Here is a 13,960-nt window from a genome sequence, read left to right as displayed (position 1 = left end):
TGGCTGCTGTTTCAGCACATCTTTCACCAACAATGCATAGCAATACACGGCATGGTGGAGACCATGGAGATCGGATTCATCGGTTTAGGGAACATGGGCCGCGGTATGGCTGCCAACCTGATCGAGGCGGGGCACGCCGTCACCGTCTACAACCGCTCCCCCGCCAAGGCCGAGACGTTGGCTCAGCAAGGCGCGACGCACGCGCGCACGGTGGCCGACGCGTGCGGCGGGGACGTCGTCGTCACGATGCTTGCTGATGACCCGGCGGTCGAGGATGTGGTGTTCGGTGAGCACGGTGTGCTGTCGTCGTTGCGGGCCGGCGCCACTCACGTCTCGGCGAGCACCATCAGTGTCGAATTGTCCAAGCGCCTGACCGCCGCACACGCCGACGCCGGACAGCACTACGTCACCGCGCCGGTGTTCGGCCGCCCCGAAGCCGCAGCTGCTGCAAAGCTTTTCGTGGTCGCCGCCGGCCCACCGCAGGTGCTCGAGTCACTAGTCCCGTTGTTCGATGCGATCGGCCAGCGGACCTTCGTCGTGTCCGAGCAACAGCATGCCGCCAACCTGGTCAAGCTCTCCGGCAACTTTCTGATCGCATCGGTGATCGAGTCGATCGGCGAGGCTGTTGCACTGGTCGGCAAGGCTGGGGTCGACCCATTGCATTACGTCGACATTCTGACGTCGACGCTGTTCAGCGCGCCGGCCTACCAGACCTACGGCAAGCTGATCGCGAGCCAAGAGTTCGAGCCGGCCGGATTCGCCGCGACGCTGGGGCTCAAAGACATTCGACTGGTGCTTGCCGCCGCCGAGGAGTTGGCGGTACCGCTGCCGGTGGCAAGCCTGCTGCGCGACCGCTTCCTCACACTGCTGGCCAGCGGTGGCGGCCACTTGGATTGGTCGGCGATCGCCACGCTCGCCAGCCGAGACTCGGGCTCAGACCACTCCGCGTAATCCGTCAGCCCCGAACGCCGGTTCCAGCATCGCGGTGAAGTCGGGGCCGCGGCGCAACATGTGTCCGCCGTCGACGTTGATGATCTGGCCGGTGATCCAGCCGGCGGCGTCGCTGAGCAGAAACATCGCCATGTTGGCGATGTCTTCGACCTCGCCCACTCTGGGCAGCGGAGTGCACATCCGGTAGTCCTCGCTCAGCTCCGGCGATTCGGTGATCGCCGCGACGAGCTCGGTGCGAATCAGTCCGGGACGGATGCCGTTGACCCGCACCCACGACGGGCCAAGTTCGTCGGCAGCCAACATCATCAGGTGGTCGAGCGCCGACTTGGTCACCCCGTAGGCGCCGAACCAGCGGTGGGTATTGCTGGCCGCGATCGACGAGATCCCGACGAATGACCCGCCGCCGCCGCGGACCAGTTCGCGCGCGGCGTGTTTGAGCACGTACATGGTGCCGTTGACGTTGAGGTCGACGGTGCGCCGCCACGCGTCGGAGTCGACTTGGGTGATCGGCCCGATGGTCTGCGACCCACCGGCACAATGCACCACCCCGTGCAGGCGGCCATGCCAGGCGGTGGCGGCTTCGACGACCCGGACGGTTTGGTCCTCGTCGGTGATGTCGGCGGGCTCACATCGGATCTCACCGGCGCCGCCGGGCGGCGCGATCTCCTGGGCGGCGGTATCCAGCCTGTCGGGGTCGCGGCCCACGATCATGACCGCAGCCCCGGCGACTGCCAAGCCGGCGGCTACGCCCTTACCGATTCCGCTACCACCGCCGGTGACCAGGTAGGTACGGTCCTCGAACGAAAGCTGCACATTGGCTCCTCAGAATGAAGTGTTCTGCCGAGCGTCACGCCAGCGTGGCCGTGGCCGCCGAGCGTCACGCCAGCGTGGTGCTGGGTTCGAGTGGGACTACGGCTCGTCCCGGCGGGCCACTTTCGACGGCTTCGCGGTACGCCAGTCGTCGACATCGGGCGGCAGCCCGATGGGGTACCGGTTCTCGTTGTGCGCCGCCCAGTGCGCATGGCCCAGCTCGTGAATATGGAAGGCGTGCCGCAGCGCCTCGGTGAATCCCATCGCATCGGAGGCCGCGTTGACCGAATCCTTGATCAGCAGCGCCCCCATCGTGGGCCGTTCGGCGATCCGTCGCGCAAACTCCAACGTCTTGTCCTCGAGCTCGTCGCGTGGAAAGACTTTGGATACCATGCCCAGCCGGTAGGCCTCGTCGGCGTCCAACGAATCACCGGTCAGCAGTAGCTCTTTGGCTTTACGTGGACCGAATTCCCAGGGGTGAGCATAATATTCGACGCCCGGCATACCCATGCGGACGCCGACGACATCGCTGAACTTCGCGTTGTCGGCGGCGACGATCAGATCACAGGCCCAGATCAGCATCAGACCCGCGGAGATCGCGTTGCCCTGGACCGAGGCGATGGTGATCTTGCGCAGGTCGCGCCACCGGCAGGTGTTCTGGAAAAAGAAGTGCCACTCCTGCAAGTAGGTCTTCTCGGCGATCGGCTCCCGGGTCGCGCCGTACCCGCGGAACGTCGGGTGCTGACTCGGGCCGGGCTTACGCTCCAGCAACGCCGCCTCCGACCCCAAATCGTGACCGGCGGAGAAGTTCTTGCCACGCGCCGCCAGGATCACCACCCGAACGTCGTCGTCCGCCTCGGCGCGGGCGAACGCTTCATCGAGCTGGACCAGCAGAGTCCGGTTCTGCGCGTTGTGCGCGTCGGGCCGATTAAGCCAGATCCGGGCGATTCGGCCCTCGTCGAGAGTTTCGTAGGCCACCAGATCGGCGGATTCGCCGTTGACCGCGCTGGCGCCGGCATGATCCGGGCTCGTCATTGTGCCCACCTCGCTTGTTCTCGTTCCAGACGCTTTGCACATTACGGCCAGAACGTAACGCGTGCGGCGCCGGGTGCCACGTCGAACAATGCCTCCGCCAGCCCCGGCTGCCAGCGCGGCTGCGACGCAAAACACACTTCGCATACAGTTATGTCATGCCTGCCAAATCAGATACTGCCGAAATCGGCGATGTGGAACCCCTAGCTGACAGCACCGCACGCCAGGCCCGGCGGGTAGTCGCCGCCTACGCGAACGACGCCGACGAGTGCCGCATTTTCCTGTCGATGCTCGGTATTGGGCCAGCGAAAACCGAGAGTTAAATGGCTCCCGGGGGCGGCAAGAGCTCCAAAGACTCGGGCCCCGGGGATTCCGACTTCGTGGTGGTCGCCAATCGGCTGCCCATTGACATGGAGCGGCTTCCCGACGGGAGCACCACCTGGAAGCGCAGCCCGGGCGGGCTGGTCACGGCCCTGGAGCCGCTGCTGCGACGGCGGCGTGGCGCCTGGGTCGGTTGGCCGGGCATCACCGACGCCGACGAGGACCCGATCGAGGCGGAAGACCTGCGGCTTCATCCGGTACGGCTGTCCGCCGACGACGTCGCCGAGTACTACGAGGGGTTTTCCAACGCCACGCTGTGGCCGCTGTATCACGATGTCATCGTCAAGCCGATCTACCACCGGCAATGGTGGGACCGCTACGTCGACGTCAACCGCCGGTTCGCCGAAGCCGCCTCACGCGCTGCGGCCCGGGGTGCGACGGTGTGGGTGCAGGACTACCAGCTACAGCTCGTCCCCAAGATGCTGCGTGAGCTACGGCCGGACCTGACCATCGGGTTTTTCCTGCATATCCCGTTTCCGCCGGTGGAACTGTTCATGCAGATGCCGTGGCGCACCGAGATCGTCGAAGGGCTGCTTGGCGCCGACCTGGTCGGCTTCCATCTGGCCGGTGGGGCGCAGAATTTCTTGATTCTGTCCCGACGTCTGGTCGGTGCGAACACCTCTCGCGGATCAGTGGGCGTGCGGACGCGGTTCGGCCAGGTGGAAATGGATTCCCGCACCGTACGGGTGGGCGCCTTCCCAATCTCCATCGACGCGGGCGATCTGGACCACAAGGCCCGAGACCGCGCCATCCGGCGGCGCGCACGAGAGATCCGGGCCGAGATCGGCAACCCCCGCAAGGTGCTGCTCGGCGTCGACCGGCTGGACTACACCAAGGGCATCGACGTTCGGCTGAAGGCGTTCTCCGAACTTCTCGCCGAGGGCCGCGCCAAACGCGACGACACCGTGCTGCTGCAGCTGGCCACCCCCAGCCGCGAACGGGTCGAGAGCTATCAGATCCTGCGCAACGACATCGAACGCCAGGTCGGCCACATCAACGGCGAGTACGGCGAAGTCGGCCATCCGGTGGTGCATTATCTGCACCGTCCGGTCCCGCGCGACGAGCTCATCGCGTTTTTCACGGCCGCCGACGTCATGCTGGTCACACCGCTGCGCGACGGGATGAACCTGGTGGCCAAGGAGTACGTCGCCTGCCGCAGCGATCTCGGCGGCGCACTGGTTCTCAGCGAATTCACTGGCGCCGCAGCTGAACTCAAGCAGGCCTACCTGGTCAACCCGCACGACACGGAAGGCATCAAGGACGCAATCGAGGCTGCGCTCAACCAGTCCGAGGAGGATGGCCGGCGCCGGATGCGGGCCATGCGCCGTCAGGTGCTCGCCCACGATGTGGACCGCTGGGCCCGGTCGTTTCTCGATGCGCTTGCCGATGCGCGGCCCCAGAACAGCTGAATCGTTGCTTCCGGTGCAGCGACGCTGCGATACTCAACGCGTGAACATCTTCCGCGGCCTGAGCGCCGCTGCCGGCATGGCACTGGTGGCTGTGGGATCCGCGAGCCCCGCCCAGGCGCTGGGCCCGCCGCCCGACGGTATCTACACGTTCACCGAAGCGGGTGTGCCGGCGGGGACTTGGAAGATCACCGCGCTGTGTGACCCGATATCCCGCCAGCGTGCCATTCCCGACTTCACTGACCCCGTCATCGCCGCAGACCTTTGCGCACTTAATGTCTCGAGCACGACGCCGCGGGTCATCTCTATCGGCGAGAAGCGGGCGAACTACATCGGGCGGGCCCGGTTGACGAGCGATCTGTGGACATTCAAGGTGGGGAAGTCCAATGGCGTGTCGTGTCCGGACGGCACCACCGCGGCCTCCACGGACACCTACGCCTTCGACGACGTATCGCTGACGGGCACCCACACCAGCCTCCACGGCGCGGTGTGCGGCATGGAGCCGGCGATGACGAAAACACCGTTCACGCTGGCGCTCAAGGGACCGTTGCCCAACCCGGTCGAGCGCTACCCGCTGGAGTGTGACCCGATCGGCAGTTGCCGCTGAGCCGAACTGCCGCTGAGGGCTAAATCGGCGTGATGTAGTTGATCAGCCACTTGCCATCGACGCGCTTGTAGTCCACCCGCAATCGGCTGCCGTCGTAGACAGGTTGCCGGGATTTATCGGTCACCGTGCGGTTCAGATAGACCATGACCGATGCCGAATCACGTTTGGCTGCCATGACTCCCACACCGACCACGTTGGCCTGGACGACCACTTCGCGCTTTTTGGCTTCCGGGATGATCTGCTGGGTGGCGCTCTTTTCGAACTCTTGCCGATAGCCGGGCGTGAGCAGCTGATAAGTGGCGGTCAGACTGCGCTCGACCGTCTGGTAGTCGTAGCCGAACACCTGCGGTATCTCCTTGGCGGCCAACGGCGCCAGAACGGCTCGCGCCGACTGCTCGCCGTGAGCCTGCACCCGGTCCCAGTAGAACCAGCCACCGGCCGCGGCCAACCCGACGAAGGCGGTAGTCATCAGGCTGACGGCGGCGGCGATCAACCACCGCATCAATTGCCACCCTCCGGATACTTCAGGTCATAGCCAGTCATCCGTCCAGCGTCGTCCTGGTGCACGATGACTCGCATCCGGTAGGGCGACGACGGCTTGTTGACGCCGTCGAGGTCGGTGACGGTGACCCGCACCGATACCAGCACCGACGCGTTGTCGGTGACATCGTCGACGCCCTCCAACGCGGCGCCGTTGACGACCACTTCTGAGGTGGCGTCGGTGTGGCGGTACAGGGTCTTGATGTTCTCGGCGTTGCTGCTGAGCATGCCCCGCAACGGCCCACTGGTGCCGTCGACCGCTCGAGTCACGCTCTCGTCGATGGTCTCCTGGGTATAGCTGAACATATTGACCACCGTCTGGGTGGCGGTGTCGACGAAGCGCTGGTCTCGCGCCCGCTGGGCGTCGGCATCGCGCTGCTGGAAGAACAACAGGGCCACTCCGGCAGTCAGCGCTGCGATCCCAACCAGTCCGGCAGTCAGCGCGATTGCGCCCACCAGGCGGCGATGTGCGGGCCGGCGTGGCGGCGGTCCGAGCGGCGCGGCCCGCCGCTTGGCCGGTTCGGACGGTGTCTCTACGTGGACCGTGGTAGCGGTAGCCGTCTCACCGCCGGTCGGGCCGGCGGCGCGCGAAGCCCGCCGACGCGTGCGACGCTTCGTCGACTCGGCGTCGGACTCGGCCGCCGTCGGCTCGGCGCCGGGCTCGGCGTCGGTCACAACTGCCTCGGATCGCGCATGAGGTCCACCCAGTTCTCCGCGGTCGATGGTCTGCCGGGCGCGAAGATACCAGTGCCGCCTGACGGGTCCTGGAAAGTCCCGGTGGCCTGGTCATAGGTCGTGTAGGCCGCACCGCTGGCCTGCGGCACCGGTCCGGGCGGCGGGCCCCACGGCTTTTCCGGCGGCGGGCCTTGCGGCGGATTGATTCCGATCGGCGGCGGCGGCGGTGGTTGGTTCTTCGGGAACGGGATTTGCGGCGGCTGCGGCGGGTACGGCGCCGGCGGTATCCACGCCTGCCGGCCATCGGTGCCGCCGGTGTTGGGTGGCGGCGGCGTCGGGAACGGCTGGTGCGGAGCCGGGCCGGGTCCGGGGGCCACACCAGGCGGGGGCGGCCCCACTATCGGTATGCCCGGATCCGGGTCGGCGCCCGGCGGGATATACGGAAAATGGTTGGGCGGCAGGATGTTCAGCCCATTGGTCATCGGGGTGCCGTAGGGGATCGGCGGTCCGCGCCACGGGTTGGTGCCGATCGGCACGTAGCCACGCGGGTCGCGGCACAGTGCCACCGTCGGCGCCCGCTTGCCCGGGAACTCCTGGCAGGGATAGTTGCGCGCGCCGCGGACGGTGGACGCGTCGTTCTGGGCGGTCTTGCAGTACATATCGGTCGGGATTTCCCGCACCGTCTCGTCGGCGGGGGTTCGGATCATTGGCGGCGGGATGAAGCCGGTGTTGCAGGGCGGCGGGTCGATGTTGATTTTGAAGTCCAGCTTGGCGCCCTCGTCCTGGGGCGCACCGTTGGCGGAAGTGGTGATTGCGGCGAACAGCGCCGGCAACACCACCAGCAGCTGTTCGATCGACTTGTGGTAGATGACACCAACCCGCCCCAGGTTGGCCAGGCTGGCCGCCAGCATCGGGAACGACGGGCGGATACCCGAAAACGCCGTGTTGGCTTCGTCGGCCGCGGACGGAACCACCGCCAACAGCTCGCGAAGCTGTGGGTCGGCCTGCCGCACCTCGGACGTGAACCGTGCCAGCCCGTCGGCCAGCGACTTGATGTCGTCACCCGAGCGGATTTGGGCTTGCAAGAACGGACCCGCCTGATCAATCAACTGCGAGGTCTGCGGATAGAAGGCGTTGGCCTCATCCACCAGCAGCCGCGACGACTCGATCAGCCTTGCCAAATCCGGGCCAGTTCCGTTGAACGCCTTGAACGTCTCATGCAGCAGCTCGCGCAGCCGGGTGTCGGCCACACTGTTGACCAGCGTCTCGGACTGGCGCAGCAGGGTGGCGACGTCCTGGCCGATTCGGGTGTTCTGCTGGCCGATCCGAGATCCGTTGTGCAGCTTGGTCGCCGCCGGGTTGTCGCCGGGTACCAGGTCGACATACTGCTCACCGATGGCCGACACGCTCTTCACTGTGGCAGTCACATTCGACGGGACCGTAGTTCCACTGTTGAGCCGCATGACCGCATCGACGCCATGCGAGTTCAGCGTCACCGACTCCACCCGGCCGACCTCGACGCCGCGATAAGTGACGTTGGCGTTCTTGTACAAACCGCCACCGGCGACGAAGTCCGCGGTCACCCGGTAGGTACCGACGCCCAACGCAGCGGGCAACCGTAGGTAGAACGTCGCCATCACGGCAACCGTGATCACGGTGACCACCCCAAAGATGATCAGTTGCGTTCTGGTCAGCCGGTCGATCATCAGCTCTGCCCTCCGACCGCCCCGGGCGGAATCTTGAACGGGTCAGCCGCCTGGCCGGACAGGTTGGCCATCGAGCCGATCAGCCAGTCCGGCGGGTTGAGGATCTCGTCCATGTGACGCATATTCGGATCCAAAACCGATGTGGTGAAGAATGTTTCACCCAGCCGCCGCACTGTCAGGTCGAACGTGGTGAACACGTTGAGGTAGTCACCGCGCACCGCCTGCTTGATGCCGTAGTTCGGGAATGGGAACGTCAGCAATATCTGTAGCGAGCTGACGAATTCTTTCTTGGTGTCAGCGATCGCTTTGGTCGCCGAGTAGATGTATTTGACGTCCTCGGTGAAGTCGACCTTGGTCTGCGCGAGCACGTGCGAGGCTACCGTCGCCGTCTTCTTCAGCGCGGCGAACGCCTCGACGATGTGGTCCCGGTTCTTGTTGAGAACCAGCAACGCCTCCGGCAGCGAGTCCAGCGCCCGTCCGAGACTGTCCTTGTTGTGCGCCAGGATCGTCGAGAACCGGTCCAAGCCGTCGATGGCGGCGATGATGTCGTTGACTTGAGTGTTCAATCCCGCGGTCAACTCCGCGAGCCGCGGCACCAGGCCCTCGAATGCGCCTTCCCGGCCTGCCACCGCGCGATATGTCTCGTCGGTGATCTCTTGCAACGCACCGAGATTACCCTTGTTGACCACCACGCCCAGCGCCGAGAGCACCTCCTCGGTGGTGGGATAGCGACTGGTGTGCGACTCCTGGATGGTCGATCCGTCGGCCAGCCTGCCCGCCGGATTCTTCTTCGGAGCAGCCAGTTCGATGTGTTGGGAGCCCAGCAGCGAGGTCTGCGCCACCTTGGCGGTCGAATTGGCCGGCAGCACCACGTTGCGGTCCAGCGCCAACTTGACTGCGGCAAAGAAACTTCCGTCCGGGCGCTGCACCGCGTCGATTCCCGAGACACTGCCGACGGTGACGTCGTCGACCATGACCGGCGAGTTCTGCGGCAGCGTTGCCACGTCGGCCAAATCCACGGTGATCGAGTAAGCGCCAATGCCGTGACCGGCGGTGCCAGGCAGTGCGATGGAGTTCAAGCCGCCGAACTGACAGCCGGCGAGCAGCACGCTGCCCGCCCCGATTACTATGCCACGCAACACTTTTCGGCTCATCCGCCGGCTCCCTGCTCAGCGGGCAGCGGTCCGATCGGGGCGGCGGCGGGCGCCGGTGCGGGTCCGGGAGCCGAACCGCTGGGCGCGCTGGGGGCGGGTGGAACCAATAGCGCCTGCAAGTCGTCCGGGTTGGGCGGAATAACACCGGGCGCCGGTATCCAGGTCAGCTCCGGAATCGGCGTCTGCGCCTTGGCTTCGGTGGCCGGCGTGTCATAGATGATCTGACCCTTGTACGCGGTGATCGAATTGATCGGGTGAAACATCATCGGCGGGTAGTTCGCGGTCAATCGGCGTAGCGGCGGACCCAACCGCTCCCGGCAGATCTCGGAGCGCTTGTAGTAGTCCGGCGCCACCAGACCGGCAGCGGTGTCGAACGAGCCACCGCAGATGAACTGAACCGGGTTGGAGAATTCCGGAATCGACAACAGACCATTCAGCGTGCCCTGCGCAGGGTCATAGATGTTGTAGAAGTTGCTGATCCCCGGACCGGCAACGTGCATCACCTGTTCGATGTTCTCGCTCTGGTCGCTGAAGGTCTTGCTCAAGTCGCCCACCTTGTTGACCGTTCCGATCAACGTCGAGTTGTTCTCGTGCAAAAAGCCTTTGACATCGTTGAGCGCCTGGTTGAGCGTGCCGATGGTCTGATCGAGATGGTCCGAGCTGTGGGCGAGCACCTGCGACACCGAGGCCACATGCCCGGAGAACGCGACGATCTGTTCGTTGCTCGACGACAGCGCTTCGACCAACACCTGCAGGCTCTTTACCGCGCCGAAGATGTCGGTGCGCGAATCGCCCAACCGGCCGGCCGCTTGCGACAGTTCGGTTAGCGCGCTGTGAAACGAGTCGCCGGTGCCGTCGAAGGTGTCCGCGGCCTGGTTGATCACCTTGCCCAGCGGTCCCTGCATCTGTCCCGCTGCCGGACTGAGCCGGTTGGCCAGATCCGTCAGCGCTTCTTTGACCTCGTCCCATTCCACCGGCGCGGCGGTGCGAGACAAGTCGATGCTTGCCCCGTCGGGCATCGCCGGCCCGCCGGTGTAGGCGGGAGCGAGCTGAATGAAGCGCGCTGCCACCAGGTTCGGAGCCATGATGATCGCTCGGGCATCCTGGGGGACTTTGACGCCGCGGTCTACCGACATGGTGATCTTCACGTCCGCCGCGCGCGGTTCGATCGAGTCGATCTTGCCCACCGGCACCCCGACAATGCGGATTTGGTCTCCGGGATAGAGCCCGACAGCGGAGGTGAAGTAGCCGACGATCTTGTGACCGGTGCGGGCCGGCCAGACCAGGTAAGCGCCGGCCGCGATGAGAACCGCCAGCGTGACGACCAGCGTCAGTCGCAGGGCGCGACTGCGTTGTTGGAGGACAGAAAGGACGGTCATGGCGACTGCGGCCTTATGATCCACCGCTCCTGAATCAGCCCACGCAGGTAATCTGCCAAGCTGTCCGGGATCTTGCCGGGCTGGAAGACGGCGTCGAACATGATCCCGACGATCGGTGCCGGTATCACGCCGTAGACGTTCACGTTGAATCCGGGTCCCGAGCCAACCACCTCACCCAGCGTGGTCGCGTATGAGGGCAGTCGCTTGAGCGCCTCACTGATGTACTCGTGGCGCTCGTTGAGCTGATCGAGCACCAGGTTGAGTTTGGAGAGCGACGGGCCGAACTCTTTGCGGTTGTCGGCCACGAAACCGGAAAGCTGGTGGGAGACATCGTCGATCCCGCCGATCAATTGGCCCAGAGCAGCACGGCGCGCATCTAGCGCGGCGAACAATTGGTTACCGTCCAGGATCAGCTGGTTCACCTGGCCGGCGCGGTCAGCCAGGATGGCGGTCACCGACTTCGCGTGTGCCAGCAGGCTTCCCAACGCTTCGTCACGACGGTTGAGCGTGCGAGACAATGACGTCACGCCGTCCAGGGCACCGCGCAACTGCGGGGTGGCATCCCGTAGCGAATCGGTGAGAACCTGCAGCGACTTTTCGAACTGGTCCTTGTCCAAATCGCCGGAGTTGCGGCCCAGATCCTGCAGCGCGGAGTTGAGGGCATACGGCGTCGTCGTCCGGCTCAGCGGGATCGCCGTGGCGCTACCGCTGCCCGCAGGCGTCACCGAGATCGCTCGCTGACCGAGGATGGTGTCGGTCCGAATCGATGCCAGCGACTGACGGCCGACGGCGATGTGGCGGTCCACGGTGAAGGACACCTTGGCGGCGTCCCCGGCCAGCGCGACCGACTTCACCTGGCCCACTTTGATACCCGACACGTAGACGTCGTTGCCGGGCGTGATGCCGCCGGCGTCGGTGAAGTAGGCGTCGTAACCCCGGCCCTGCGGCCAGAACGGCAGCCCGGTGTAGCCGAATGCGACCAACACGATGCAGATCACCAGGGTCAGTCCGAAAATGCCGGTCCGCAGCGGATCGCGGCCTTCTGCTCTATTTGGCAAAAGCGCACCTCCCCTTGCTGGGGTCCGGCTGGCCGCCCATCGGGATCAGGATGTCGCTACCGGCCGGCCCGTTGATCTTGATCGACACCGTGCAGAAGTAGATGTTGAAGTACGCCCCGTACGCACCGAGCGCGGACAGCCGCAGATAGTCCTCGGCCAGCTGTTCGATGTCGTTGTTCACTTCGTCTTGGCGATCGTGAAGTTCGGTGGCGATGGGCCGAGTGTTTTCGATGACGCCCTGCAGCGGCCTGCGTGCGCCCTTGAGCAACTCGGTCAGATCTGCGGTCGTGGATGCCAGCGGGGGGATTGCACCGGCCACCGCGTCGCGGTTCTGCGCCAGCCCGGTGATCAATTGCTGCAGCTGATCGACGCTGGCCGAGAATTGTGCACCCTTGTCGTCGACGGTAGTCAGCACGGCGTTGAGGTTGGTGATCACGTCACCGATGACCTGGTCACGTGCGCCCAGCGCCGAGCTGAAGGCGTTGGTGTCGGCCAGCAGGTTGGACAGCGCTCCGCCCTGACCCTGCAGCAGTTGGATCACGTAGCCGCTGATCGTGTTGACCTTGTCGGCGTCCAAGCCTTTGACCACTGGGCGCAGGCCGCCGAGCAGCGCATCGAGATCGAGCGCCGGCTGGGTGTGGTTCCGGTCGATGGTCGCGCCCGCCGGCAACTTGCGCAGCTCGCCGGGACCGGAGGTGATCTCCAGGAACCGGTCGCCGACCAGGTTGTCGTAGCGGATCACCGCTCGGGTCGAGGAATACAGCGTGTAGCGCTTGTCGACGGTGAACGCCACGTCAACGCTGTTGTCGTGGTTGAGCTTGACGCCCTTCACCGCGCCGACCGGCACACCGGCGATGCGGACTTTCTGCCCGGACTTCAACTTCGTCGCGTCGGAGAAGTTGGCGTGATAGGAGTTCGACGGGCCGAACCGGAACTCACCGAAGATCACCACCAGCCCGAGGGCGACCAGCAGCATGGTCACGGTGAAGATGCCGACCTTCACCATCATCGAGCGGTGCGACTCGTGCCCGGCGGCCATCAGAAATCGTCCCGTTCTGCGAACGCGCCGTGGAACAGGAATTGCAGCGTCGAGGGCGCATCCACCTGCATTTCGGTGAACGGCTCGTACGGGATGTAGGCGTTGTCGGTGACCAGGAACGGTGACCGGAACCAGGAGCCGCCGGTCTGCTTGGTCGGAATGTCGGGTAGCCCACGGCAATTAGGGCCGCCGGAGGCGTTGACGATCGGCAGGCTCTCCGGATACGTGTACGACGGCGCGCCCAGAATAAAGCTCGACGAGGTGAACAGACCGGCCTTGTTCACGCCGAGCAGCGGCGCGAACTCGTCGAGACCCCGCTGGATTCCCTTGAACATGCAGCCGAACTCCGGCGAGTAGTCGCCGGCGACCTTCAGCGGAGCTCGCAGCCGCTTGATGCCGTCGATGAGGTCTTGCTCAGCGGGCGCCAGCGTGTCATAGATGTTGTTGGACAGGCCAATCGTCGCCAACAGCGTGTCATTCAAGTTGCCCTGCTGGTCCACGACGGTCTTGGCGATCGTCGGCGTGTTCTGAAAGACGGTGACGAGGTCGGGTGCAGCGGCCGCGTAGATGTTGGCCACCTCGGCCACCTTGGCGAAGTCCTGCCGCAGGGTCGGCAATTGCGGGTTTGCCTGTTGGGTGAGGGTATTCGTCCCCGCCAGCAGCGCGCCCAGGTCATCGCCGTGACCGCGCAGCCCCTCGGCGACGGCGCTCAGGGTGGCATTGAGGTCCACCGGGTCGATCTTGTGCAGCAGATCGATCAGCGACTGGAACAACGTGTTGACTTCCAACGAAACCGCGTCCGCCTTCAGGTGCGCTCCCGGACGAAGGGAAGTCGCCGACGGTGTCTGCGGCGGAATGAATTCCACCGACTTGGCCCCAAAGATGGTGTTGCTGGCGATGTGGACGGTTGCATTGGACGGAACGAAACGCAGCTCTCGGCTGTCGATAGCCAACTCGAGCTGGGCCTGCTCGTCGCTGTATCTGACGTTCTTGACCTTGCCGATCTGGATGCCGCGGTATTTCACTTTGTTGTCTCGGTCCATCACCAGCCCGGCGCGCGGCGCGGTCAGCGTGACGGTGTCGGTCGAGGAAAAGGCGGCGTTGTAGGACAGGTACGTCAACAGCGCAAAGCCCACTAATAGAGAGGCCAGCAGCGTTGCTGCCAGCCTGACATGTGTGCGCCGTGCGCCCGTGCTTGCCATCGCTCCCTCTACCGGATTCC

At 65.1% G+C, this 13,960-nt stretch carries 14 protein-coding genes; 4 read left to right on the top strand and 10 right to left on the bottom strand.

What is annotated here, in order from left to right; genetic code table 11:
* Positions 1 to 63: 63 nt before the first annotated feature.
* On the top strand, positions 64 to 951 hold the full coding sequence (locus tag AC5Y49_RS17320) for an NAD(P)-dependent oxidoreductase (RefSeq protein ID WP_499889176.1): 888 nt from the start codon (positions 64 to 66) through the stop codon (positions 949 to 951).
* Here AC5Y49_RS17320 and AC5Y49_RS17315 read toward each other — a convergent pair.
* A complete protein-coding gene (locus tag AC5Y49_RS17315) occupies positions 934 to 1,764 on the bottom strand; it encodes an SDR family oxidoreductase (RefSeq protein WP_499889171.1) in 831 nt (276 codons plus the stop codon). The two genes, AC5Y49_RS17320 and AC5Y49_RS17315, sit on opposite strands and share 18 nt — an antisense overlap.
* A gap of 96 nt (positions 1,765 to 1,860) precedes the next feature.
* On the bottom strand, positions 1,861 to 2,796 hold the full coding sequence (locus AC5Y49_RS17310; RefSeq protein WP_499889169.1) for an enoyl-CoA hydratase: 936 nt from the start codon (positions 2,794 to 2,796) through the stop codon (positions 1,861 to 1,863).
* Positions 2,797 to 2,951: 155 nt separating this feature from the next.
* Here AC5Y49_RS17310 and AC5Y49_RS17305 point away from each other — a divergent pair, with 155 nt between their 5' ends.
* The 3 genes from AC5Y49_RS17305 to AC5Y49_RS17295 are packed head-to-tail and all read left to right on the top strand — an operon-like array spanning position 2,952 to position 5,187.
* Positions 2,952 to 3,116, top strand: coding sequence for a hypothetical protein (locus tag AC5Y49_RS17305; RefSeq protein ID WP_156657405.1), 165 nt, complete (start codon positions 2,952 to 2,954; stop codon positions 3,114 to 3,116).
* On the top strand, positions 3,117 to 4,583 hold the full coding sequence (locus tag AC5Y49_RS17300; protein WP_499889167.1) for an alpha,alpha-trehalose-phosphate synthase (UDP-forming): 1,467 nt from the start codon (positions 3,117 to 3,119) through the stop codon (positions 4,581 to 4,583).
* Between the two features lie 40 nt (positions 4,584 to 4,623).
* Complete coding sequence (locus tag AC5Y49_RS17295; protein WP_499889165.1) at positions 4,624 to 5,187, top strand: hypothetical protein; 564 nt, start codon at positions 4,624 to 4,626, stop codon at positions 5,185 to 5,187.
* 19 nt (positions 5,188 to 5,206) lie between these two features.
* Here AC5Y49_RS17295 and AC5Y49_RS17290 read toward each other — a convergent pair whose 3' ends face one another.
* Genes AC5Y49_RS17290 through AC5Y49_RS17255 form a run of 8 tightly spaced genes read right to left on the bottom strand, consistent with a single transcriptional unit; the run spans position 5,207 to position 13,940 of the window.
* Positions 5,207 to 5,689, bottom strand: coding sequence for a mammalian cell entry protein (locus tag AC5Y49_RS17290; RefSeq protein WP_499889163.1), 483 nt, complete (start codon positions 5,687 to 5,689; stop codon positions 5,207 to 5,209).
* Positions 5,689 to 6,402: an Rv1363c family protein gene (locus AC5Y49_RS17285; RefSeq protein WP_499889161.1), complete on the bottom strand. Its 714-nt coding sequence runs from the start codon at positions 6,400 to 6,402 to the stop codon at positions 5,689 to 5,691. The genes AC5Y49_RS17290 and AC5Y49_RS17285 overlap by 1 nt, the downstream gene beginning before the upstream one ends.
* The gene (locus AC5Y49_RS17280) at positions 6,399 to 8,108 is read right to left on the bottom strand and encodes a virulence factor Mce family protein (protein ID WP_499889159.1); all 1,710 of its coding nucleotides are present in this window, start codon (positions 8,106 to 8,108) and stop codon (positions 6,399 to 6,401) included. Before AC5Y49_RS17280 ends, AC5Y49_RS17285 begins: the two co-directional genes overlap by 4 nt.
* The gene (locus tag AC5Y49_RS17275) at positions 8,108 to 9,262 is read right to left on the bottom strand and encodes an MCE family protein (RefSeq protein ID WP_499889157.1); all 1,155 of its coding nucleotides are present in this window, start codon (positions 9,260 to 9,262) and stop codon (positions 8,108 to 8,110) included. The genes AC5Y49_RS17280 and AC5Y49_RS17275 overlap by 1 nt, the downstream gene beginning before the upstream one ends.
* Positions 9,259 to 10,641, bottom strand: a complete 1,383-nt coding sequence (locus AC5Y49_RS17270) for a virulence factor Mce family protein (RefSeq protein WP_499889154.1) — start codon at positions 10,639 to 10,641, stop codon at positions 9,259 to 9,261. Before AC5Y49_RS17270 ends, AC5Y49_RS17275 begins: the two co-directional genes overlap by 4 nt.
* A complete protein-coding gene (locus AC5Y49_RS17265; RefSeq protein ID WP_499889152.1) occupies positions 10,638 to 11,699 on the bottom strand; it encodes an MCE family protein in 1,062 nt (353 codons plus the stop codon). The genes AC5Y49_RS17270 and AC5Y49_RS17265 overlap by 4 nt, the downstream gene beginning before the upstream one ends.
* Positions 11,689 to 12,738, bottom strand: a complete 1,050-nt coding sequence (locus AC5Y49_RS17260) for an MCE family protein (protein ID WP_499889150.1) — start codon at positions 12,736 to 12,738, stop codon at positions 11,689 to 11,691. The genes AC5Y49_RS17265 and AC5Y49_RS17260 overlap by 11 nt, the downstream gene beginning before the upstream one ends.
* The gene (locus AC5Y49_RS17255; RefSeq protein ID WP_499889148.1) at positions 12,738 to 13,940 is read right to left on the bottom strand and encodes an MCE family protein; all 1,203 of its coding nucleotides are present in this window, start codon (positions 13,938 to 13,940) and stop codon (positions 12,738 to 12,740) included. Before AC5Y49_RS17255 ends, AC5Y49_RS17260 begins: the two co-directional genes overlap by 1 nt.
* Between the last annotated feature and the right edge of the window lie 20 nt (positions 13,941 to 13,960).

This window comes from Mycobacterium sp. NGS62 (genome assembly GCF_059812285.1).
Note: the sequence above shows the minus strand (reverse complement) of the source record. Positions and strands in the feature narration are given on the sequence as shown.